The organism is Streptomyces sp. ISL-99 (assembly GCF_018614005.1).
Lineage (GTDB): Bacteria > Actinomycetota > Actinomycetes > Streptomycetales > Streptomycetaceae > Streptomyces > Streptomyces flavidovirens.
In genome coordinates this window covers 181298-203780 of sequence record NZ_JAGGPC010000029.1, presented here as the reverse complement: position 1 = coordinate 203780, position 22483 = coordinate 181298, and the positions used below count along the sequence as shown (strand labels likewise).

18 protein-coding genes and 1 pseudogene are annotated in these 22483 nt (G+C 71.8%); 7 read left to right on the top strand and 12 right to left on the bottom strand.

What is annotated here, in order from left to right:
• Positions 1-27: 27 nt before the first annotated feature.
• On the bottom strand, positions 28-1200 hold the full coding sequence (locus J7E91_RS18570) for an ROK family transcriptional regulator (protein WP_214905865.1): 1173 nt from the start codon (positions 1198-1200) through the stop codon (positions 28-30).
• A 103-nt stretch (positions 1201-1303) separates the two neighbouring features.
• Between J7E91_RS18570 and J7E91_RS18565 the strand changes: the two genes are divergently transcribed.
• Positions 1304-2521, top strand: coding sequence for an MFS transporter (locus tag J7E91_RS18565; protein ID WP_214905861.1), 1218 nt, complete (start codon positions 1304-1306; stop codon positions 2519-2521).
• 311 nt (positions 2522-2832) lie between these two features.
• The gene (locus J7E91_RS18560) at positions 2833-4215 is read left to right on the top strand and encodes a uracil-xanthine permease family protein (RefSeq protein WP_214905858.1); all 1383 of its coding nucleotides are present in this window, start codon (positions 2833-2835) and stop codon (positions 4213-4215) included.
• 70 nt (positions 4216-4285) lie between these two features.
• Here the strand turns inward: J7E91_RS18560 and J7E91_RS18555 are convergent, their stop codons facing one another.
• Positions 4286-5530 carry a glycoside hydrolase family 6 protein gene (locus tag J7E91_RS18555; protein WP_308376746.1) on the bottom strand — a complete coding sequence of 415 codons (1245 nt, stop codon included), beginning with the start codon at positions 5528-5530 and terminating at the stop codon, positions 4286-4288.
• Positions 5531-5651: 121 nt separating this feature from the next.
• Here J7E91_RS18555 and J7E91_RS18550 point away from each other — a divergent pair, with 121 nt between their 5' ends.
• Positions 5652-6365 (top strand): DUF5995 family protein, encoded by a 714-nt coding sequence (locus tag J7E91_RS18550; protein ID WP_214905855.1) that lies wholly within the window; start codon positions 5652-5654, stop codon positions 6363-6365.
• 151 nt (positions 6366-6516) lie between these two features.
• Positions 6517-8073 (top strand): substrate-binding domain-containing protein, encoded by a 1557-nt coding sequence (locus tag J7E91_RS18545; RefSeq protein WP_214905851.1) that lies wholly within the window; start codon positions 6517-6519, stop codon positions 8071-8073.
• Between the two features lie 63 nt (positions 8074-8136).
• On the opposite strand, the gene J7E91_RS18540 is transcribed toward J7E91_RS18545, so the two are convergent.
• The 4 genes from J7E91_RS18540 to J7E91_RS18525 all read right to left on the bottom strand — a co-directional run bounded on the left by J7E91_RS18540 (position 8137) and on the right by J7E91_RS18525 (position 12807).
• The gene (locus tag J7E91_RS18540; RefSeq protein WP_214905849.1) at positions 8137-9828 is read right to left on the bottom strand and encodes an NAD(P)/FAD-dependent oxidoreductase; all 1692 of its coding nucleotides are present in this window, start codon (positions 9826-9828) and stop codon (positions 8137-8139) included.
• Positions 9829-9883: 55 nt separating this feature from the next.
• Complete coding sequence (locus tag J7E91_RS18535; RefSeq protein ID WP_214905836.1) at positions 9884-10681, bottom strand: carbon-nitrogen hydrolase family protein; 798 nt, start codon at positions 10679-10681, stop codon at positions 9884-9886.
• Between the two features lie 232 nt (positions 10682-10913).
• A complete protein-coding gene (locus tag J7E91_RS18530) occupies positions 10914-11369 on the bottom strand; it encodes an Lrp/AsnC family transcriptional regulator (protein ID WP_069929730.1) in 456 nt (151 codons plus the stop codon).
• Between the two features lie 16 nt (positions 11370-11385).
• Positions 11386-12807: an amino acid permease gene (locus J7E91_RS18525; protein ID WP_251015849.1), complete on the bottom strand. Its 1422-nt coding sequence runs from the start codon at positions 12805-12807 to the stop codon at positions 11386-11388.
• A 375-nt stretch (positions 12808-13182) separates the two neighbouring features.
• On the opposite strand from J7E91_RS18525, the gene J7E91_RS18520 reads away from it, so the two are divergent.
• Together J7E91_RS18520 and J7E91_RS18515 are read left to right on the top strand one after the other, a co-directional pair.
• Positions 13183-14232 carry a GDSL-type esterase/lipase family protein gene (locus tag J7E91_RS18520; protein WP_214905831.1) on the top strand — a complete coding sequence of 350 codons (1050 nt, stop codon included), beginning with the start codon at positions 13183-13185 and terminating at the stop codon, positions 14230-14232.
• A gap of 102 nt (positions 14233-14334) precedes the next feature.
• Positions 14335-14715 (top strand): ATP-binding protein, encoded by a 381-nt coding sequence (locus tag J7E91_RS18515; protein WP_251015848.1) that lies wholly within the window; start codon positions 14335-14337, stop codon positions 14713-14715.
• Between the two features lie 91 nt (positions 14716-14806).
• On the opposite strand, the gene J7E91_RS18510 is transcribed toward J7E91_RS18515, so the two are convergent.
• The 6 genes and pseudogenes from J7E91_RS18510 to fmt form a co-directional block, all read right to left on the bottom strand.
• On the bottom strand, positions 14807-16249 hold the full coding sequence (locus J7E91_RS18510; protein WP_214905828.1) for a GuaB1 family IMP dehydrogenase-related protein: 1443 nt from the start codon (positions 16247-16249) through the stop codon (positions 14807-14809).
• A gap of 202 nt (positions 16250-16451) precedes the next feature.
• Entirely contained in the window at positions 16452-17534 is a 1083-nt protein-coding gene (locus J7E91_RS18505) for a sugar-binding transcriptional regulator (protein ID WP_214905826.1), read from the bottom strand.
• Positions 17535-17613: 79 nt separating this feature from the next.
• On the bottom strand, positions 17614-18300 hold the full coding sequence (rpe, locus tag J7E91_RS18500) for a ribulose-phosphate 3-epimerase (RefSeq protein WP_028814056.1): 687 nt from the start codon (positions 18298-18300) through the stop codon (positions 17614-17616).
• Positions 18301-18444: 144 nt separating this feature from the next.
• A pseudogene (locus J7E91_RS18495) lies at positions 18445-18982 on the bottom strand (cysteine hydrolase family protein).
• Between the two features lie 51 nt (positions 18983-19033).
• Positions 19034-20509, bottom strand: a complete 1476-nt coding sequence (locus J7E91_RS18490) for an RsmB/NOP family class I SAM-dependent RNA methyltransferase (RefSeq protein WP_214905823.1) — start codon at positions 20507-20509, stop codon at positions 19034-19036.
• Positions 20510-20546: 37 nt separating this feature from the next.
• Positions 20547-21497, bottom strand: coding sequence for a methionyl-tRNA formyltransferase (gene fmt, locus J7E91_RS18485; protein WP_214906031.1), 951 nt, complete (start codon positions 21495-21497; stop codon positions 20547-20549).
• A 285-nt stretch (positions 21498-21782) separates the two neighbouring features.
• Here fmt and J7E91_RS18480 point away from each other — a divergent pair, with 285 nt between their 5' ends.
• Positions 21783-22325: a hypothetical protein gene (locus J7E91_RS18480; protein ID WP_214905820.1), complete on the top strand. Its 543-nt coding sequence runs from the start codon at positions 21783-21785 to the stop codon at positions 22323-22325.
• Positions 22326-22483 lie beyond the last annotated feature (158 nt).

Genomic DNA, 22483 nt, shown 5'->3' with positions numbered 1-22483 from the left:
CCCTTCCCGCCGCCGGGTCCGTACTTCTCAGCTCTGAGGCGCGAATACGTCGTCCTGGGCCGCGTCCCGCGCCGCGAGCAGCGCGCCCTGGAGCACCGCCGCGTCGCCCAGCTCCCCGGCCCGCACCTCCGTGCGCAGCGGCGACATCGCGGCCAGCCTGTCGGCGACGCGGGCGGCGAGGGCCGCGCCGCCCGCGTGACCGCTCTCGCCGCCCAGGACCACGCAGCCCGGGTCGAGGATCGCGGTGACGGCCGCCGCGCCGACGGCCAGGTGGGCGGCGAGGGCGTCCAGGAACGGCTCGCCCGCCCGCCCCGCCGCGAGGGCCGCCCGTACACCGGCAGCGGCGGACGTGTCTCCTGCCGTCGGGATACCGTGCCGCGCGGCGAGTTCCCCGATCGCGACGGCGCCGGCCAGTGAGTGGAACCCACCGCCGCAGTCCGTCGCCGACGGCAGCCCCGCGGTGCCCGGCACCGGCAGGAAGCCGATCTCGCCCGCGCCGCCCGACGCGCCCCGGCGCAACTTGCCGTCAAGGACGAGCGCCGCGCCGACGCCATGGCCGAGCCGGAGCAGTACGAAGGTGTCGCGGTCGCGGGCCGCGCCGAGCCGCTGCTCCGCGACGGCGGCGAGGTTGGTCTCGTTCTCCACCAGCACCGTGGCGGGGAGCCGCTCCTGGAGGGCGGCGACCAGCCTGCGGTGCCAGGCGGGGAGGCCGGTGGTGGGGCGCAGTTCCCCGGTCGCCGGGTCGATCAGGCCGGGCGCGCCGATGCCGACGCTGTGCAGACGCCGTGCGCCGGCCTCGCGGGCGGTGCGCTCCAGGAGTGCCACCGCCTGCTCGACGGCGGGTTCGGTGCCGGTCGCGTCGCCGTCGATCGGCAGCGTCGCCTCGGCGAGGGTCGTACCGACCAGGTCGGCCACGACGACGGAGACCCCTTGGGTCCGTACGTCGAGCGCGGCGAGGTGCGCGCGGTCCGCGACGATCCCGTACAGCCGGGCATTGGGGCCGCGGCGCTGCGCTCCGGTCTCCCCCACGACGGTGATCAGGCCCGCGCCCTGGAGCCGTTCGACCAGGTCGGCGACGGAGGGGCGGGAGAGTCCGGTCAGTGTCTTGAGCTGTCCTGCCGTCAACGGGCCCTCGTCCTGGAGCAGCTTGAGGGCGAAGCGGTCGTTGATGGCCCGGGCGGTGCTCGGTGAGGCGGGCATGCCACGGATCCTCTCAGATGTGTCGCCCTATTTATCAGGCAGGCTTCCTGATATTTTCCTCCGGCACGCTGGAAGTGAGGGGCGAACGGGGAGGGCGCGACGCATGACGGGCGAAATGGTCTTCGGTCAGCGGGAGTTGAAGCGGGCACGGTACGCCGTGGCCGCCGTCTTCTGTGTGCACGGGGCGGTCACCGGCAGCTTCGCCACCCGTATCCCGTGGATCGTGGACCACACGGGTGTCAGCGCCGGTCAGCTCGGGCTCGCGCTGGCCTTCCCGGCGATCGGCGCGTCGGTGGCGATGCCGCTGGCCGGTGCGATCAGCCACCGGTTCGGGGCGCGGGGCGCTCTGCGCGGGCTGCTGGTGCTGTGGACGCTCGCGCTGACGCTGCCCGCGCTGGCGCCGAACCTGCTGACGCTGTGCGCCGCGCTGTTCGTGTACGGCGCTACGGCGGGGATGTCGGACGTCGCGATGAACGCGCTCGGTGTCGAGGTCGAGAACAGGCTCGACAAGTCGATCATGTCCGGGCTGCACGGCATGTGGAGTGCGGGCGCGCTGATCGGCTCGGCGGCGGGAACGCTCGCCGCGCACCTGGGCAGCGACGCGCGGCTGCACCACGCACTGGCCGCCGTCGCGCTGACCGTGCTCGGGCTCGTCGCCTGCCAGGGGGTCATCGACCTGCGCAGCGCACCGGACGCCGAGGCTCCGCCGCGTTTCGCGCTGCCGCCGAAGTCGGCATTGGTGATCGGCGCGATCGGGTTCTGCGCGGTCTTCGCGGAAGGCGCGAGCCTGGACTGGTCGGCGGTCTACCTGCGGGACGTGCTGGACACCTCGCCGGGCGTCGCGGCCGCGTCGACGACCGCGTTCGCGCTGACGATGGCGGTTGCGCGGCTGGCCGGGGACCGAGTGGTCGACCGGTTCGGTCCGGTGCGTACGGTCCGGGTGGGCGGCGTCGCGGCGACGGCCGGTGGCGTACTGGTCGTCGCCGCGCACCGTCCGGAGCTCGCCATGGCCGGCTTCGCGCTGATCGGGCTCGGCGTCGCGGTGGTCGTACCGCTGGCGTTCGCCGCGGCGGGGCGCTCCGGGCCGAACCCGAGCCAGGCGATCGCGGGCGTCGCGACGATCACGTACACCTCCGGCCTGATCGCCCCGTCGGCGATCGGCGCGGTCGCGGACGCGACGTCGCTGGTGGTGTCCTTCGGGGTGGTGACAGTGCTGGCGGCCGGGCTGGTGGTGGGAGCGGGGGTACTGCGCGGCGCGGGCCGGGTCTCGGCGGGCAGCGGGAGCGACGCCCCTGCCGGGACGACCGCGACGAAGGGCTAGTGGGCGGTTCGCCGCGCGGGCTTCTTTCCCCTACCCGCCCCCTTTCCCGGCAGTGACATTTCGCGGCTCCGCCGCGTGGGGCGCAGCCCCCAGCTGCGCCCACCCCGGCACTCCAGCCCCTCCGGCGTTTGAGGAGCGGGATCTGGGGCGGAGCCCCAGTTCGGGAAGGGGCGGGTAGGGGAAAGCCCCGCGCAGCGGCCGGTCCGTACGTCACCCCGCCTCACCCGCCCCCGCCCGGCCAGAGCGGATTCTTTTCGGCCTTAGCATGGCTTGGATCATTTTTGACCGAATCTGGATGTACTGGAGCCTCAATGAACCTCGGGGTGCGCTGGACCCTGCACGGCGACGGGCGGACCCCCGCCCCCGGAGCCGTCGTACGGCCCGACGAGCGCCTCTCCTGGCCCCGTACGGCCGGGCTCGGCGCCCAGCACGTGGTGGCCATGTTCGGGGCGTCGTTCGTCGCTCCGGTGCTCATGGGGCTCGACCCCAACCTCGCCATCATGATGTCCGGCGTCGCCACGGTCATCTTCCTGCTGGCCACCCGCGGCCGGGTGCCGAGCTACCTCGGCTGCTCGCTCTCCTTCGTCGGCGTGGCCGCCACGATCCGCGCCTCCGGCGGTGACAGCGCCACCGTCACCGGCGCGGTCCTCGTCGTCGGCGCGACGCTCTTCCTCGCCGGTCTCGCCGTACAGAAATTCGGCGCCCGCATCATCCACGCCGCGATGCCACCGGTCGTCACCGGTGCGGTCGTCATGCTGATCGGCTTCAACCTGGCCCCGGTCACGGCGTCGACGTACTGGCCGCAGGACCAGTGGACGGCCCTGCTGGTGATGCTCTTCACCGGGCTGGCCGTGGTCTGCCTGCGCGGTTTCTTCTCCCGCGTCGCGATCTTCCTCGGCCTGCTCTTCGGGTACGCCGTCTCCTGGGTCTTCGACCGGATCTTCGGCAAGATCCACTCGCCCATGGGCGGTCCGGAGGCCGTCGACCACTGGCGGCTCGACCTCTCGGCGGTCGGGCAGGCCGACTGGATCGGCCTCCCCTCCTTCCACGCGCCGAGCTTCGAGTGGTCGGCGATCCTCGTCGCGCTGCCCGTCGTCATCGCTCTGATCGCGGAGAACGCCGGGCACGTCAAGGCCGTCGGCGAGATGACCGGCGACTCCCTCGACGACAAGCTCGGCACCGCCATCGCCGCCGACGGCGCCGCGTCCATGCTGTCCACCGCCGTCGGCGGACCGCCCAACACGACGTACTCCGAGAACATCGGCGTCATGGCGGCCACCCGCGTCTACTCCACCGCCGCCTACTGGGCCGCCGCCGGTTTCGCGCTGCTCTTCGGCCTCTGCCCGAAGTTCGGCGCGGTGGTGGCCGCCATTCCCGGCGGCGTACTCGGCGGGATCACCGTCATCCTGTACGGCATGATCGGCCTGCTCGGCGCCCAGATCTGGCTGAACGCCCGCGTGGACCTGCGCAATCCGCTGAACCTGGTGCCGGCCGCCGCGGGCATCATCATCGGCGTCGGCGGCGTCAGCCTGAAGATCACGGAGAACTTCGAGCTCAGCGGTATCGCGCTCGGCACGATCGTCGTGATCACCGGCTACCACGCGCTCCGCGCTCTCGCCCCCGCCCATCTCAAGGAGCAGGAGCCGCTGCTGGACGCGGGCACGTCGACGTACGACACCACCAAGAGCCGGTAGGCGTCGGCCGGTTGGGCGCCGGCGCGGGCGGTCATCAGCTTCAGCTCAGCGCCTCCGGGCCGGCCCGGCTTCAGTCGCCCCGCGCCAGCTGATAGGCGTAGTCCGGTGTGAACGTACCCGCCGCTCCCTTGCAGCCGTCCGACTCCCCCGGCAGCTTGATCCAGAGGTAGGCGTCGACCCGCGCCTCGCCGGTCCGGGTCGTCGGTGCCCGGCCGAGGGCGCGGCCCGCCGGGTCGCACCACTGCCCCTCGGCCGGCGGGCCGTTGCCGTTCCTGCTGGTGTCGATGACCGCGCCAAGACCCGCCGGGCCGCCGAGCGCGGCCAGCACGCGCCGGGCGTAGGCGGCCTCGTCGGCGGTGCGGTGGAAGTTGGAGACGTTGGTGAAGATGCCGTCGCTGTCCGACCTGGCGCCCGCCGCGCGCAGGGCGGCGGCCTGTTTCCCGGCCGGGTGCCAGCCGGAGTGGCCCGCGTCGAAGTAGACCTTCGCCCGCGGGTTCGCGGCGTGCAGGGTGCGGCCCGCGCGTGCCAGCGAGGCGAAACGCGCCTGCCGTTCACCGTCGGAGAGGCAGTCGGACAGGGCGATCGAGTCGGGCTCCAGGATGACGATGACCTCGCCGCCGCCGAGCCCCGCCGCGAAGTCCCCGATCCAGTCGTCGTACGCCGCCAGGTCCGGCGCACCGCCCTGCGACGCGCCTCCGCAGTCGCGGTCTGGTATCGCGTACGGCACGAGGACCGGGATCCGCCCCGCCGTCGCCGCGGCCGAAGTCACGGACCTCACCTGTGCGGTGACGGCGCCCGGGTTGTACGCCGCGAACCAGACGGCGGCGGGCTGGTCGGCTATCCGGTTCTTGATGAGCGGGTGCCTGGGGTCGTCGCGGTTCGCCCTGACCCAGTCGAGGACCTGGGACTCCGGGTGCCGGTAGAGGGCGGCGGCGCCCGGCGGGGAGGACGGCGGCCGCGCCGAAGGCTCCCGTGCGGGCCTGCCCGACGACGGCTCGGCGCGCTTCGACGCCGGACGCGAGGGCGACGGACGCGAGGGCGAGGGCGTGGCCGTGCGCGACGCGGGCACCGAGGCCTGCGTGGAAGGCGTCGCCGAAGGGCTCGGCCGCGCGGTTAGCGGCCCCGGCACCGGCGTTCTGCTCGTCTGCGGCCTTGCGCTGTTCCTGTGGTCCCCCTCGCCCGTCACCGCGGACAGCACGCCCGTCACCGTACCGACGGCCACGACCGCCGAAGCCGCGAAGGCCATCGCGTTGCGGCGTTTGGCGCGCCGCCGCTCGGCGCGCTCGATCCGGCGCTGCGCACGTAAACCTGACACCCTGGTCTCTCCCCCCGGATGGCCGATCCCCCGGCGCCTGTGACGCGGTTCGTTCCCCCGTTCTGGGGAAGCCCGCATCTACGGCGCCCGGTGAAAAGCCTAGGGCTGCGACGCTGCCCGTATGGCGCAGATCGAGCACTTCCCAGCTCAGACGGACCGCTCCCGGACCTCGGTCGACACTGTCGTGGCGCGGATGCGTTCCTTCCGCTGCGACTGGCCGCCGTCGGACGGTCTCGCGGTCTTCAACCGCGTCTATCTGGCGGTCACCGAGGAGATCGACCGGCGTATCGACGGCGGCCTGTTCCCCGACGCCCGCACCGCCGCCACCCTCGATGTGCTCTTCGCCGAGCGCTACCTGACCGCCGTCGACGCCTCGTCGGCCGGGCGCCGGGGGCCCGCCTGCTGGCGGCCGCTGCTGCAGTACCGGCGCCATCCGGGCGTACGGCCGCTGCAGTTCGCCCTCGCCGGGATCAACGCGCACATCGGGCACGATCTCGCGCTTGCCGTGGTCGACACCTGCCATGCGCTCGGTTGCCGGCCGGCCGACCTGGAGGGGGACTTCGACCGGGTGGGCGACACACTCGTGGCGCTGGAGGAGCGCATCCGCGAGGAGCTGATGCCGGGCCCCGATCTGCTGGAGATCGCCGATCCGCTGACGCATCTGCTCGGCTCGTGGAGCCTGGAACGGGCCCGCGACGCCGCCTGGTCCGCCGCCCGGCTCCTGTGGGGTCTGCGCGAACTGCCCGAGCTGGCCGAGGACTTCACGCAGCGACTGGACGCGGGGGTGGGACTGGTCGGCCGGATGCTGCTGACCCCGCTGCCCGGCGGCGACTGATCCCCGGCCCGTGGCGCGGCCCCCGGTGAAGCCGCGGTGAACAGCGTCCGTCGGCCGGCCCGAGCCCGCGTTCCCGCCCCGCGCCTCGCCCTACCCTGACCCGCACAAGCGCGCGAACAGGCGTGCGCCGGCCGGCTGGGCGAGGACACAGGTGGAGTGGTTGAACCCCGAGAACGTCGTAGCGCTGATCACCGCCGTGGTCGGCGTGGCGGCCGCTGTCGGCCCCTTCTGGTACGAGCGCCGGGTCCCTCGCCGCAAACGCATCGGCTACCGGGTGCAGATGGACACCCCCATAGGCGGCGACGCGCAGGGCGGTCACGACACCGTGCGGCTCGGCCTGTTCGACGACTCCCCCGACATGTCCAACGCCACCCTCGTCCTGCTCCGTATCGAGAACGACGGCGCGCAGGGCATCTCGGCCACCGACTACACCGGACCCGACACCCACGGCCTCACCGTCCACTTCACCGACCACACGGTCCGAGGCGTCGCGGTCACCCAGCCCAACCCCGAACACGCCCACCTGATGGCGCACTTCACTCCCGAAGCCGGCATGCGGCACCACCAGAACCGGGTCCACCTGCCGAAGGTGCCGCTGAACCGGGGCCAGCACTACAAACTCCTCGTACTGCTCGGCGGAGGCGGCGTCGGCAGTACGGTCCGGGTGACGGGCGGCATCCAGGACGGCGCGGTGATGCCCAACGAGAGCACCACGCCGGACGACAAGCCGCCGCTCTTCAGCAGACCGGCCCGCGCCCTCATCCTCGCGCTCGCCGTCTGCGTCATCGCCCTCGCGACCCTCACCGTCGTACGCGACGACCAGGCCCCGCCGCCCATGGGCTGCGCCACCGGAGAGCTGACCGTCACCGGCTCGACCGCCTTCACGCCGGTCGCCGGGGAACTGGCCGAGAAGTACCAGGCGGAATGCCCCGGCTCGAAGATCACCGTGGACACGCACGGCAGCACCGCCGGAATCCGCGCGCTCGACGAGGCGGGCAGCGCCGCCGAGGACGGGTCGCCACCCCTCATCGCGCTCTCCGACGGCCGCAAACCGAACGGTTATCCCCAGTTGCGCGAGAGCCGGGTGGCCGTGTCCGCCTTCGCCCTGGTGCTCAATGACCAAGTACCGCTCAAGGGCCTGACGACCGCGCAGGTACGGAGGCTGTACGCCGGCACCGTCCGCAACTGGAAGGAGCTCGGCGGGCCCGATCTACGGGTCCGCCTCGTCAGCCGGGACGCCAACTCCGGTACCCGGCAGGTCTTCCAGCGCCGAGTGCTGGGCACGGGAGAGCCCGCCAACTCCTCCCAGGACTGCGCCGGCAGGGACGACGGTCGGGCCGGTGTCATCCGCTGCGAGCTCGACTCGACCGAGCAGGTGCTGGCCAAGGTGGCCTCGGTCCCCGGCGCCCTCGGCTACAGCGAACTGCGCTCGGGGTCCGGTGCCGGCCCCAAGGGCCTGCACCGCCTGCGCCTGGACGGCCGCGAGCCGAGCATCGAGGACATCGGGACCAGCGGATACCCGTACCACGAGATCGAGTACGCCTACACGTACGGCAGCCCGCCCGCCGACTCGCTGGTCTCCAGCTTCCTCGTCTACATGACACTCGGCAGCGGCCAGGGCATCATCCGCACGCACGGCCATCTGCCGTGCGCGGCGCCGGAGGCGGCGAAGCCCTGCGCCGGCGGGCAGGCGACAGGGCGGGTGTGATGACCGCCAGAGGCCGGCCGGATCGCGGCCGGCCCCTGGCGGTACGTTCTGCGGTCCCCCTGGTCAGTCCTCCGGCAGCTCGACCGGGGCGATCTCGTCGTAGAGGTCGCCGGGGCCCGGGTTCGTCGGGTCGGTCGTACCGCCGAAGTGGTGCATGACGCCCCACACCGCGTTCAGCGCGGTCTGCACGGCGCCCTCGGCCCACCCGGCCGTCCAGGAGATGTCGTCGCCCGCGAGGAAGATACCGCGCTTGTCCTCGGGGAGGCGGTCCTGCATGAAGTGGGTGAACAGGCGGCGCTGGTAGCGGTAGTGGCCGGGCAGGTTCGCCTTGAACGCGCCCATGAAGTACGGCTCGTTCTCCCACGACACGGTGACCGGGTTGCCGATGATGTGGCGGCGGATGTCGACCTTCGGGTAGATCTCGCCGAGGGACTTCAGCATGACTTCCATCCGCTCGTTCGCGGACAGCGGCAGCCACTTGAGGCTGTCGTCGCACCACGTGTACGAGAGGCAGATGGTGGCCGGCTTGTCCGGGCCGTCGTCCAGCAGGTACGTACCGCGCGTCATCCGGTCGGTGAGCGTCATCGACATGACGTCCCGGCCGGTCTCCTCGTCCTTGTCCAGCCAGAACGGCCGGTCGACCGGCACGAACAGCTTGGACGACTCCATGTAGTGGGTGCGCTCCATCGCCGTCCAGTGGTCGATGGGGAACAGCGAGTCGTCACAGGTGATCTTGGAGAGCAGCATCCAGGACTGCGCGGTGAAGATCGCCGCCGGGTACGTCCGGATGTCGCCGGAGGCGTCGGTGACGGTGATCCGGTTGCCGGCGGTGCGGTGCAGCCGCGTCACGGCGGGCTTGGGCTCGCCCTCGTGGAGGGACTTCAGCGACGTACCGAGCGGCCAGTGCACGAGCTTGACCGGCTCGCGCTCCCAGAGCCGGACGGGGAGCTGCTGGCTGCCGCCGACGATGCCGCGGTGGTGGTCGTCCGCCTCGGTGTAGACGACGCGCAGGATCTCGAGGATCGAGTTGGGGAAGTCGGTGTCCCAGCCACCCGTACCGAAGCCGACCTGGCCGAAGATCTCGCGGTGCCGGAAGGACTTGAAGGCCTCGGACTCGCAGAGAAAGCCGTAGAAGGTCTGGTTGTCGAGCTTCTCGACGAGCTTGGCCCAGATCTCACGGATGCGCGGTACGTCGCGCTCCCGCATGGCCTGGTTCATGTCGGAGAAGTCGGCGCCCTCTTCGAGGCAGGCGTTCCAGGCGTTCATCACGTCGCGGTAGACCTGCGGCAGGTCGTCGACGGTGACGGCGTAGTGCGACTCGCCCTTGAGGTCGACGACGGTCGACGGCGTCTCGGGAGCGAGGGGGTTCGGGAACGCCTTGGTCTCCAGCCCCACCAGGTCGATGTAGTGCTGGAGCGCCGTGGAGGACGGCGGGAAGCGCATCGCGCCCATCTCGGCGGTCAGGGACTCGTCGCAGCCCTCGAAGCCGACGGTGCGCAGCCGGCCGCCGATCTGGTCGGCCTCGTAGACGACGGGCTTGAGGCCCATCTTCATCAGCTCGTACGCCGCGATGATGCCGGACAGGCCGCCGCCGATGACCGCGACCTCGGTGCCGTGCTCGGTCGCCGGTATCTGGCCGAGGCCGGCCGGGTGCGCGAGGAAGTCGTCGTACGCGTAGGGGAAGTCCGGACCGAACATGGTGATCGGCGGCTGCGCGTCGGTGTGCTGGACGGCTGTGGGCACCGTGGACGTCATGGGGTACGGACTCCTTGCAAAGCGGGAAGAAAAGGGGGCGAGGCCGGGGAGGGCGTCAGATCAGCGACGCGTACAGGCCGGGGCGGCGGTCGCGCAGGTACGGGTTGTTCTCGCGCGAGGCCCGCAGGAACTCGGGGTCGGCGTCACCGAACACCAGCTCCTCGCCGCGCCCGGCGCGGGCACGGGAGGCCCCGTCGGGACCGGCCAGGCAGCTCAGCCCGACGAACTCGAACTCGCCTTCGGGGCCGGTCCGGTTCACGTACGCGACGTACATCTGGTTCTCGAAGGCCCGGACGGGCACGACGTTCTCGGCCACGAACTGGAACGGGTGCATCTGTGCGGTGGGCACCAGCAGCAGGTCGGTGCCCGCGAGCGCGTGGGCGCGGACGTTCTCCGGGAATTCGACGTCGTAACAGATCATGAGGCCGATGGTCAGGCCACCGAGCTCGGCCTGGACGACCGCGTCCTTGCCGGGGGTGAACCACTCCTGCTCGAAGCAGCCGAAGAGGTGCGTCTTGCGATAGTTCGCGAGCCGCGCGCCGTCGGGCCCGATGAGCTGGGCGGAGTTGTACACGACGTCCCCGTCGCGCTCCGGGTAGCCGTAGTGGACGGCGAGTCCGTGGCGTACGGCGATGTCCGCGACTGCGTCGGCGGCCTCTCCGTCGGCGGGCTCGGCCAGCCGGTGCACGTCGGCGCCGATGGCGTAGCCGGTCAGGAACATCTCCGGGCAGACCAGCAGCCCGGCCCCGGCAGCCGCCGCACGGCCCGCGGCCTCGTCGAGGGCCTTGAGGTTCTCGTCGACGGACCCGGGACGGCCGGAGCTCTGGAGGAGTGCGGTGCGCAACGGCGGCATGGCTGACCTCGGGCAGGTGGGGAGGGGTGTGCGGGAGACGTAATGACGGTACGTTCCACGCTCGTACCGGGACAAGGCGCGACCGTTGCGGACCGACCGTCGATCCGTTGCGCAATCGGGGCGGGCGACGGTGATTCATTGCGCGTACGCCGATGAGTCCGAGGTCGTACGGTCCGTAAGCCTGCCGGAGCACCCCTGGGCGGGGCCTCCCGCCCCCCTGCGCTCCGTACCCCTACGCCGGCGACCCCGACGAGAAGCGCCTCAGCAGCGGCGAAAGCACCAGCACCGACTTCGTCCGCTCCACAAACGGCTCCCCCGCGATCCGCTCCAGCACCCGCTCGAAGTGCCGCATATCGGAGGCGAAGATCTGAACGACGGCGTCCGCGTCACCGGTGACGGTCGACGCGGACACCACCTCGGGGTAGCGCGACAGGCCACGACGGATGTCCTCGGGGGACGTGTTGTGGCGGCAGTACATCTCGATGAAGCCCTCGGTTTCCCAGCCGAGCGCCGCCGGGTCGACACGGACGGTGAAGCCGGTGATGGCGCCTTCCGCCCGCAGCCTGTCCACGCGCCGCTTCACAGCGGGCGCGGACAGGCCGACCTCGGAGCCGATGTCCGCGTAGGAGCGGCGGGCATCCTCGGCGAGGGCGTGGACGATGCGTTCGTCGAGATCGTTCAGTCGCACGGGGGGTGAATCACTTCTATTCAGCGACCTCCGCGGCCGAAGCGGTCACGGCGGCCACACTGGCCAGACTGGAGCGGCGCAAGCCGTAGAAGAAGTAGAACACGAGCCCCGCGACCATCCAGCCACCGAAGTAGACCCACGTCTTGCCGGGCAGGCTGTACATCATGTATGCGCAGAAGGCGAAGCCCAGGATCGGCGTCACCGGGAACAGCGCCACGCGGAAGGTGCGCGGCATGTCCGGACGCTTGTACCGCAGGATCACCACGGCGACATTCACCAGGGCAAAGGCGAACAGCGTGCCGATGCTGGTGGCGTTGGCCAGCTCGCCGAGCGGGATGAAGGCCGCGAGGACGCCGCAGAAGAGCGACACGATCACCACGTTGGCCTTCGGCGTGCCGGTGCGCGCGTCGACCTTGGCGAAGACCTTGGGGACGAGGCCGTCGCGCGACATCGCGAAGAGGATGCGGGTCTGGCCGTACAGCACGGCGAAGACGACGCTCGCGATGGCCACGACAGCGCCGGCGGCGAGGACGACGCCCCAGAAGCTGTGACCCGTGACGTCCTTCATGATCTGCGCGAGGGCCGCCTCGGTGCCTTCGAAGTCCTGCCACGGCATGGCGCCGACGGCGACCAGGGCGACGAGGCAGTAGAGCACGGTGACGATCAGCAGCGACAGCATGATCGCGCGCGGCAGGTCCTTCTTCGGGTTCTTGGCTTCCTCACCGGCGGTGGAGGCAGCGTCGAAGCCGATGTACGAGAAGAACAGGGTGGCCGCGGCGGCGCTGATTCCGGTGACGCCGAGCGGGGCCAGGGGGGCGTAGTTGCCCGCCTTGATGCCCATGAAGCCAATGGCGCAGAAGAGCACCAGCGTGGCGATCTTGATCATGACCATGATCGTGTTGACGCGGGCGCTCTCCTTGGCGCCACCCATCAGGAAGACCATGGCGAGCAGGATGACGACGAGCGCCGGCAGGTTGATGAAGCCGCCCTCACCGAGCGGGGCGGAGACGGACTCGGGGATGGTGATGCCGATCGTGCCGTCGAGCAGCTCATTGAGGTACTCGCCCCAGCCGACGGCCACGGCCGCGACGGACACGCCATACTCCAGCACCAGACACCAGCCGCAGATCCATGCGATGACTTCGCCCATGGTTGCGTACGAGTAGGAGTACGAGGAGCCGGACACCGGTATGGATCCGGCCAGTTCCGCGTAGGAGAGCGCCGAGAAGAGGGCGGTGAGTCCGGCGATGACGAACGAGATCGCGACGGCGGGGCCGGCCAGCGGGGTGGCCTCACCGAGCACGACGAAGATCCCGGTGCCGAGCGTGGCACCGATGCTGATCATCGTCAGCTGCCACATGGTGAGCGAGCGGCGGAGCGAACCGCCCTCGCCCTGGCCGCCCTCGGCGACGAGCTGCTCAACGGGCTTGCGCCGCATCAGCCGGCTGCCAAGCGGCGGACGCTCAGATTCCGGTTGGGGAGTGACGGGTGGCGCTGCGTCCAACACTGGGGTGGCTCCTTATCGCTGCCGATCGGGAAGGCGGCGACCGCAGCGGTTCACTCGGGGCGTAAGAAATCAGCCCGGAGCTCGGGAACCGCCGAGCAGGCGGTCCCCGCCACTCCACGTACAGCGCGAAGCCTACGAGGTGTGCGTTCACATGCGTAATGCAGCAACCTTGCGTACCGACGGCCGATCATTGCGCACAACTCCGACACGTGACTCTTCGTTGCGCCCGACCTTTCGATATCCCTTTTGTCCGGTACGACGGACATCCTGTGACCGGCGTACGCACACCGGCGACCGGAGGCGATCATGACGACAACAGACCGGGCAGCCGACGCAGACCTGACGGGCTCGTCGGGATGGCTGGATCCCGCCCCCTACCTCCGCGGCGTCGCCTGGCGCGACGACGGCCGCCCCGTGCGCGCCGATCCCGCCGACCTGGACCGGCTGCCGTGGGACACCGCCGAGCGCGCCGCGGTCCCCGTCGGCGTACGGCTGGAGTTCACGGCGCGGGGCGCCACCGCCGTCGACATCCGCTACCGCGCCGCCCTCCCCACCCGCGCCGACGAGCTGCGCGACCTCGCGCACACCTTCGCGCTGTGGCACGACGGCGCCCTCGTGACGGAGGTCACCGAGGCCCCGGAGCGGGAGACGGTCGTACGGATCGGGCTGCCGGACCGGCGCGGACGGTTCACCGTCCACCCGCCGGAGAGCCAGTGCCCCGAGATCCTGGGCCTGCGTGCGGTCGGCGGCTCCATCGCGCCCGCCCCGCCGCAGCCGCGCTGGCTGGTGCACGGCGACTCCATCACCGAGGGCTGGTGGTCCACCCGCCCCGCCCACGCCTGGCCGGCGGCCGCGGGCCGGGCGCTCGCCCTGGACGCGGTGAACCTCGGCCACGCCGGCGCCGGCCGCGGCGAACTGGCCGTCGCCCAGCAGATGGCGGGCCTCCCGGCCGACGTCCTGACCCTCGCCTTCGGCACCAACTGCTGGTCCCGCACCCCGTTCTCGGCGCCCCTGCTGTACGAGACGGTCCGGGCCTTCGTCGGCCTCGTACGCCAGGGTCATCCGGACACCCCGATGCTCGTCCTCTCCCCCGTCCTGCGCCCCGAGGCGGAGCGGACGCCCAACGCCCTGGGCGCCACCCTCGCCGACCTCCGCACAGCCCTGGAGGAGGGCACGCGGGCCCGCGTGGCCGCGGGCGACGACCGGCTGGCGCTGCTCCCCGGCAGGGACATCCTCGGCCCGGAGCACCTGGCGGACGGGCTGCACCCGAACGACACGGGCCACGCCCTCATGGCCGAGGCGGTCACCGCCGCCCTGCGTGGGACGGGCTTCGTCACGCCGTCGGACAGGCCCTAGCCCCGCGCGCTGTTCGCCCACGGCGTGAGTACCGGTGGGGCCAGAGGGTCATGGGACGGCGAAGGGCGGGTAAGTGAGCCATTGCTGACTGAGGAGCCGCCCATGGTTGTCCTGGACTCACCCCTGGAAGACAGCGCGACGGCCCGGGAGGCCGCCGCCGACTACGTCGCCCGGCACTGCCCCTGGGCGGACCTCGACGCTGTGCTGCTCGTGGTCAGCGAGCTGGTGGCCAACGCCGTGCGGCACACCTCCGGCTGGTGGCGGCTCACCCTCCTCGCGGGACGCGAGGAGCTGGTGGTGGAGATCGACGACTCCAGCGACCAGCCGCCCGTGCCCCGGGAACCGGTCGGGGGCGGCGGCGGGTTCGGCTGGCACATGGTGCAGCGGCTCGCGGGCCGGGTCGAGGTCCGCCCCCTGCCCGAGGGCAAGCGGGTACGGGCGATCTGGCCGCGCCCGGCCGAGGCGAAGGCGAAGGCGAACTAGGCGACGCCCACACACGAGCTGGACGCCCACACACCAGCGGCCGGTCCCCGCACGAGCGGGAACCGGCCGGATGGTGACCACTGCCGGAGCGTCAGCTCCAGCTGGCGTGCAGCGGCTTGCCCTCGGCGTAACCGGCGGCGCTCTGCACCCCGACGATCGCCTTCTCGGCGAACTCCTCCAGGGAGCTCGCACCGGCGTACGTGCACGAGGAGCGGACACCCGCGATGATCGAGTCGATCAGGTCCTCGACGCCCGGACGGGTCGGGTCGAGGAACATGCGCGAGGTGGAGATGCCCTCCTCGAAGAGCGCCTTTCGCGCCCGGTCGTACGCCGACTCCTCGCTCGTACGGTTGCGCACGGCGCGCGCGGAGGCCATGCCGAACGACTCCTTGTACGCGCGGCCGTCGGCCGAGTGCTGGAGGTCGCCGGGCGACTCGTACGTACCGGCGAACCAGGAGCCCACCATGACGTTGGACGCGCCCGCGGCGAGCGCCATCGCGACGTCACGCGGGTGACGGACACCGCCGTCGGCCCAGACGTGCTTGCCGAACTTCTTGGCCTCGGCCGCGCACTCCATGACGGCGGAGAACTGCGGGCGGCCCACGCCGGTCATCATGCGGGTGGTGCACATGGCGCCGGGGCCCACACCGACCTTGATGATGTCCGCGCCGGCCTCGATGAGGTCGCGCACGCCCTCGGCGGCGACGATGTTGCCCGCGACGATCGGGACCTGCGGGTCGAGCGCCCGCACGGCCCTGACCGCGGCGATCATCGACTCCTGGTGACCGTGCGCGGTGTCCACGACGAGGGTGTCCACACCGGCGTCGAGGAGCTGCTTGGCCTTGCCCGCGACGTCGCCGTTGATGCCGACCGCGGCCGCGATGCGCAGCTTGCCGTCGGCGTCGGTGGCGGGCGTGTAGAGGGTCGCGCGCAGGGCGCCCTTGCGGGTCAGGACACCGGCGAGGCGGCCGTCCTTGTCGACGGCGGGCGCGTACTTGTGGTTGGCGGCGTCGAGCCGGTTGAAGGCCTCGCGCGGGTCGATGCCGGCGTCCAGCAGGACCAGGTCGCGGGTCATGACCTCGGACAGCTGCGTGAAGCGGTCGACGCCGGTCAGGTCGTGGTCGGTGACGACACCGACGGGACGGCGCTCGGCGTCCACGACGACGCCCGCGCCGTGCGCGCGCTTGGACAGCAGCGACAGCGCGTCGGCGACGGTCTGCGAGGGGGTCAGGACGATCGGGGTGTCGAGCACGAGGTGGCGGGACTTCACCCAGGAGACGACCTCGGTGACGACATCGATCGGAATGTCCTGCGGAATGACGACGAGCCCGCCGCGGCGGGCCACGGTCTCGGCCATCCGGCGGCCGGCGATCGCGGTCATGTTCGCGACGACCAGCGGGATGGTGGTGCCGGAGCCGTCGGGCGACGTGAGGTCCACGGCCTGACGGGAGCCGACGGCCGAACGGCTCGGCACCATGAATACGTCGTCGTACGTGAGGTCGTACGGCGGCTTCAGATCGTTGAGGAAACGCACGTGCTGAACATCCCAGTCGTTCGGAGTTGGCCCCCGGGCATTTCAGCCGGGGAAAAACGCACGTACTTCAGTGTCCCATGCCCATGCCGATACACCCTCCAGGCCGATCGTCCAGGCCACAGGGGGTGCACTCGTCGGATCCTCCGAAGCGAAGGGGCCGTGCTCAGAAGGTGCCGCGCTCAGCGGCCGCCATCGACGCCGCTCAGTCGTCAGGGTCTGCCCGGTCCAGCGCGGGCCGCGGCGCCGTGCCCGTCTCGCTCAGCAGAAAGTCGGCCGCGGCGGTGTCCGTGACCAGGCTGGTGACCAGGCCCGATCTGAGTACGGCGTCGATGGCGGCCGCCTTGCGCAGTCCGCCCGCGATGGCCACCACCTCGGGGATACGCCGCAGCCGGTCCGCCTCGACGGTGATGCACCGCTCGCCCAGGTCGCGCCCGACCCGGCGGCCCTCGGCGTCGAAGAGGTGCGCGGACATCTCGGCGGCGACCCCCAGGGAGGCGTAGTGCGCGCGCTCCTCGTCGGAGAGCATGTCGTGGACGGTCGAGATGCCCGGTTCCCACGAGCCGATGGACACGGCCGCGACGGTGACCTTGTCGAAGTACTCGAAGGCGCGTGCGATGCCGGTCTGGTTGCGCAGCGCCGCCGCGGTCGCCGGGTCGGGCAGCAGCATCGGCGCGTAGATCGGGTGCGCCTCGCCGCCGGACACCTGCGCCGCGCGCCGTACGGCTTCCACGGATCCGCGCTCCGCCGTCCCCGCGTCGTACACACCGGTCAGCTGGACGACCGTGCACGGCGGCAGCTGGTGCAGGGCGGCCGCCATGTGGATCGTGGAGCGGCCCCACGCCAGGCCCAGTACGTCACCCTCGTTCACCAGCTCGCCGAGGAGGTCGGCGGCGACCTCGCCCAGGTTCTCCGGGTCGGTGGGCGCGCTGCCGGCGAAACCGGGAGATCCGGGGAGGGCGTCCTCGGTGGCGTCGGCCGGGGATTCGACGACGACCGCGTGCCGCAGGCCGTAGCGAGCGCGCAGCGCGTCGGAGCGCTCCGCGTCCAGCTCGGCGGGCACCCTGATCTCGATCCGTACGAGATCGCGTTCGAGGGCGGTCTCCAGGACCCTGGCCACCTTGAAGCGGCTGACGCCGAACTCCTCGGCGATCTGGATCTTGGACTTGCCCTCCAGGTAGAAGCGGCGGGCCATGGCCGCCGCCTGGACCAGCTCTGCGGGTCCCATCCGCAGGGCTGACCGGCCCGCCGACATTGCAGACACCGCGATCTCCTCACTGCTGTTCACACTCTGGGCTCGCTGTTCATCCTGTCAGATCAGCAAGACCTTGATCAGCCCCGAAGGGCGGCGTTCACCGAGCCGTGGCTCAGTGGTCGCATGCCCATCCGGCTGCCGTGGTGGCCCCGGTCGCCTGGTCGCGCAGCATGCGTACCGCGGCGGCCGGGTCGTCGGTCCCGTAAACGGCGGAACCCGCGACGAAGACGTCGGCGCCCGCCTCCGCGCAGCGCTCGATCGTCGACGCCGATACGCCGCCGTCGACCTGGAGCCACAGCTCCAGTCCGTGCTTGGAGATCAGCTCACGGGTGCGGCGGATCTTCGGCAGCATGATGTCGAGGAACGCCTGGCCGCCGAAGCCGGGTTCAACGGTCATGATCAGCAGCATGTCGAGCTCGGGGAGCAGGTCCTCGTACGGCTCGATGGGCGTGGCCGGCTTCAGCGCCATGGAGGCGCGGGCGCCCTTGGCGCGGATCTCGCGCGCGGTCCGTACCGGGGCGGCGCACGCCTCGGCGTGGAAGGTGACCGATCCGGCGCCCGCCTCGACGTACTGCGGGGCCCAGCGATCGGCGTCCTCGATCATCAGGTGGCAGTCCAGCGGGATGTCCGTCGCCCGGCTCAGCGACTCCACGATCGGGACGCCCAGCGTGAGGTTGGGGACGAAGTGATTGTCCATCACGTCGACGTGGAGCCAGTCGGCACCTTCGACGGCCTTCGCCTCCTCCGCCAGTCGGGAGAAGTCTGCGGAGAGGATACTGGGATTGATCTGAACAGCCATGGGCCAAGCCTGCCACGTCCCGGGGCCTTTCCACTCCCCGGTAGGTCCCTCGGTACGGACCAGAGGCGCACGGGATGAGCGCAGTCCTCGCAATCCTGGCTATTCGGCCCGCGGCAAGGGTCATTGGGGCGCGGAGCTGCGGGCTCACCACTCGATGTCGTCGCCGGACACGATCTCGGCATGCATGTTGCGGCGCATCATCTCCAGGGCCGCCTCGGCCAGCGGGGAGTGGATGTGCGCCACGGCGTCCTTCGGGACGGTCACCCGCAGATGCCGGATGTGCGCGTCGAGCGCCGAGTACAGGACGCACTGCTCGGTGACCTGGCCGCAGAGCACCACGTGATCGATCTTCAGCGAACTCAGCAGGTAGCCGAGCGGTGTCTCGTAGAAGATCGAATGGCGTGCCCTTGACCACGAAGAGCGAGTCGTCGTCCGGCTGGAGGGGCCGCACCAGCTCCGCGTGCGGCCCCGACAGCGCCGTATCGACGATCTCACCGTGGTGGGAGCGCCATTCGCCGAAGTTGTCGTTGGCGTAGACGACCGGAACGCCGCTCTCCCTGGCGCGCTTGAGCAGCCGGACGATTGCCGGTACGGCCTCGCGCGCCGAGGGGAGCAGCAGGTCCGCGTCGTCATGGTCATAGGTGTTGATCATGTCGATGACGATGAGAGCGGTCTTTCCCATACGCCCCAGGGTTCCCGAAAACCAGCGGTCGCCCCACTCGGGGAGCGCCGCCTACGCGGTCCGGCGCAGGAGTGCGAGGTACATCGCGTCCGTGCCGTGCAGGTGCGGCCACAGCTGTACGTCGGGCCCGTCGCCCAGCGCCGGAACCCCGGGCATCAGCGGCCTGGCGTCGATCCACTCGACCTCGACCGGCTGGTGTCCGCCGCGCCCCTTGGCACCGCGCCCTTTGATCACGTCGTCCACGACGATCCGGGTCTCGGCGAGGTGCGGTGAGCAGGTCGCGTACCCCACCACTCCGCCCACGCGCACCGCGTTCAGCGCCTCGCGCAGCAGCCCGCGCTGGAGCGGGGCGAAACCCTCCAGGTCCTCGGCGCGGCGGCGCCAGCGCGCCTCGGGGCGGCGGCGCAGCGCGCCGAGCCCCGAGCACGGAACGTCCATCAGGACGCGGTCGAAGGAGCCCGGCAGCCAGGGCGGGTTCAGGCCGTCGGCGGCGACGACCTGGTACGGGCCGGGGTTGCCCACGAGTGCCCGCTCCACGAGGCGGGCGCGGTGCGGCTGCTTCTCGGCGGCCAGCAGCGCTGCGCCGCACTGGGCGGCGAGTCCGGCCAGCATGGCCGCCTTGCCGCCGGGCCCGGCGCAGCCGTCGAGCCAGCGCTCGTCCCGCCCCTCCACGGGCGCGTTGGCGAGCGCGACGGCGACCAGCTGACTGCCCTCGTCCTGGACTCCCGCGCGGCCCTCGTGGACGGCGGCGATGGCCCCCGGCTCGCCGCCCTCGGTCAGCCGTACGGCGTACGGGGACCAGCGGCCGGGCAGCCCCGAGTCCTCACCCAGTACGTCCAGCAACTCGTCGGCGGTGGAGCGGCCGGGGCGGGCGACGAGCGTCACCTCGGGCCGCTCGTTGTCGGCCTCCAGCAGATCCTCGATGCCGGCCCGGCCGCCGCCCAGGGCGTCCCACAGCGCGGAGACGATCCAGCGCGGGTGGGAGTGGACGACGGACAGGTGCTGCTCGGCGTCGTCGTCGTACGGCGGAGCGACCTGCTCCACCCAGGCGTCGAGGTCCTTCGCGGAGATCTTCCGCAGCACGGCGTTGACGAACTTCGCGCGCCCCTCGCCGAGCACCACGCGCGCCAGTTCCACGCTCGCCGAGACGGCGGCGTGCGTCGGGATGCGGGTGCCGAGCAGCTGGTGCGCGCCGAGCGCCAGTACGTCCAGGACCGGCGGGTCCACCTCGCGCAGCGGCCGGTCGATGCAGGCGGCGATGACCGCGTCGTACGTGCCCTGGCGGCGCAGCGTCCCGTACACCAGCTCGGTCGCGAGCGCCGCGTCGCGCTCGTCGAAGTTGCCCTTGGCGCGGGCCTTCTTGAGCAGCGGCGGCAGGACGAGGTTCGCGTACGCGTCGCGCTCGTCGACGGCGCGCAGCGCCTCGAAGGCGAGGAAGCGGACCGGGTCCTTCTGGGGGCGCCGGTGCGGCTTGGCGGGACGCTTGGAGGCTCGCTTGGCCGGGCTGCTGCTTGGCTGGTCACTCACGAAAAAGGTGCTCCGCTTGAGAGGGGGACGAACCCTCTCAGCGTACGTCCGCCGGGCCGAGGTGTTCGCCCGGGGCGATCCGCACGCCGCGGGCCCAGTCGGCGGCGAGCATCGGCTTCTTGCCCTGCGGCTGGACCCAGAGCAGCTCGACGGGGTGCGATCCGGTCCCGACGTACACATTCTTCTTCGACGCGGCCAGCTCGCCGGGCGCCAGGCCCAGGTCCGTCCGCTCCGGCAGCGGCTTCACGGCGACCAGCTTGAGCCGCTCGCCGCGCAGCAGCGTCCAGGCGCCCGGTGCGGGCGTGCAGCCGCGCACGACGCGGTCGACACGCAGCGCGGGCGCCGCCCAGTCGATCTTGGCGTCCTCGACGGTGATCTTGGGTGCGAGCGTGATGCCCTCGGCGGGCTGCGGTACGGCGTGCAGCGTGCCGTCCTCGATGCCGTCCATGGTGGCGGCGAGCAGCCCGGAGCCGGCGAAGGCGAGCCGGGTGAGCAGGTCGCCGCTGGTATCGGTGGGCCGCACCTGCTCCGTGAGCACTCCGTACACAGGACCCGAGTCGAGGCCTTCCTCGATCAGGAACGTCGACGCGCCCGTGACCTCGTCGCCCGCGAGGATCGCGTGCTGCACGGGGGCGGCGCCGCGCCAGGCCGGCAGCAGCGAGAAGTGCAGGTTGACCCACCCCTTGGCCGGGATGTCGAGGGCGGCCTTGGGCAGCAGCGCACCGTACGCCACGACAGGGCAGCAGTCCGGCGCGATCTCGCGCAGCCGCGCGAGGAAGTCCTCGTCGCGCGGCCTGGCCGGCTTGAGCACCTCGATCCCGGCCTCTTCGGCGCGCGCGGCGACGGGGCTGGCGACGAGCCTTCGGCCGCGTCCCGCGGGGGCGTCGGGCCGGGTGACGACGGCGACGACTTCATGCCGGTCGGAGGCGATCAGGGCGTCCAGGGCGGGTACGGCGACCTCGGGGGTGCCTGCGAAGACGAGCTTCATCGGTGGCGCGGGCCTCTCGGGCAGGAAGGGCGGAACAGGGTGCGGCGTCAAGAGGCGCACCAGTCTATGGGCCGCCGGGGGCCCCGTCCTCAGGGGGCGTACGCCCATCTGCGCGCCCCGCGCAGAGGCGGACACGCCCCCGCAGCGTGACCCCGGCGCCGGGTGACGCGTTGGTCAAGAGAGATTGACCGAAACGGTCCGCACACGCGGCCCCGACCCCTTTCCACTTCCCTCCTGTTTCCCTTCTTCCGCCCCTTCTTTCACGCCGGTTCGAGAGGCTTGTTCATGGCCGACCACGCAACCCACGACGCCCAAGCACGGGCCAGCCTGCATCTGTTGGTACGGGACATCGAGCGGGTCCGCCGGCAGGTGGACGCACTGCGCACCCTCACCGCCCAGCTCGGCAACGTCTACCGCCCGCGTCGCTCCGGCCCTTCCACGGGCTTCGTCGTCTACGGGCGGGCCCCGGCGCCGACCGTCCGCCTCGCGCAGGAGCTGCGGGACAGCGTCGAGACACTGGTGACCGCCGCCGTGGACTTCGACCGTTCGCTCGGTTTCTCCTGGGACGCGGTCGGTTCGGCGCTCGGAGTGACCAAGCAGGCGGTGCACCGCCGTTACGGCGCGCGGCGGGCCGCGACGCAGGCGAGCTCCCCCGCCGAAGCCGAGCTCACGGTCGAGACGGCGACCGCCACCCGCACGCTGGCTGCCCCACCGTCCCTGCCGTCCGTGCCCGCCGCCCGCTCCATGCCGCCGCAGCCGACGGCCGCCGCGCAATCGCTCCGCGAGGAGATCCGCCCGAACGCCTTCCCGGGCCCCCGCAACGGCTGACCTCCTCGCACACGCCCTACGGGCGTGTCCTCAAACGCCGGACGGGCTGGATTTGTGCACCCCGCACACCCAGCCCCTCCAGCGTTTGAGGAGCGGGGCCTGGGGCGGAGCCCCAGCGCTCCCCCGGCATCATCCAGCCCCTCCGGCGCTTGAGGAGC

Coding starts and splice junctions, on each gene's coding strand:
- fmt (WP_214906031.1), bottom strand. CDS start 21,497: ATGAAGCTCGTCTTCGCAGGCACCCCCGAGGTCGCCGTACCCGCCCTG.
- J7E91_RS18520 (WP_214905831.1), top strand. CDS start 13,183: ATGACGACAACAGACCGGGCAGCCGACGCAGACCTGACGGGCTCGTCG.
- J7E91_RS18480 (WP_214905820.1), top strand. CDS start 21,783: ATGGCCGACCACGCAACCCACGACGCCCAAGCACGGGCCAGCCTGCAT.
- J7E91_RS18525 (WP_251015849.1), bottom strand. CDS start 12,807: ATGCGGCGCAAGCCCGTTGAGCAGCTCGTCGCCGAGGGCGGCCAGGGC.
- J7E91_RS18550 (WP_214905855.1), top strand. CDS start 5,652: ATGGCGCAGATCGAGCACTTCCCAGCTCAGACGGACCGCTCCCGGACC.
- J7E91_RS18540 (WP_214905849.1), bottom strand. CDS start 9,828: ATGACGTCCACGGTGCCCACAGCCGTCCAGCACACCGACGCGCAGCCG.
- J7E91_RS18570 (WP_214905865.1), bottom strand. CDS start 1,200: ATGCCCGCCTCACCGAGCACCGCCCGGGCCATCAACGACCGCTTCGCC.
- J7E91_RS18515 (WP_251015848.1), top strand. CDS start 14,335: ATGGTTGTCCTGGACTCACCCCTGGAAGACAGCGCGACGGCCCGGGAG.
- J7E91_RS18535 (WP_214905836.1), bottom strand. CDS start 10,681: ATGCCGCCGTTGCGCACCGCACTCCTCCAGAGCTCCGGCCGTCCCGGG.
- J7E91_RS18565 (WP_214905861.1), top strand. CDS start 1,304: ATGACGGGCGAAATGGTCTTCGGTCAGCGGGAGTTGAAGCGGGCACGG.
- J7E91_RS18560 (WP_214905858.1), top strand. CDS start 2,833: ATGAACCTCGGGGTGCGCTGGACCCTGCACGGCGACGGGCGGACCCCC.
- rpe (WP_028814056.1), bottom strand. CDS start 18,300: ATGGCTGTTCAGATCAATCCCAGTATCCTCTCCGCAGACTTCTCCCGA.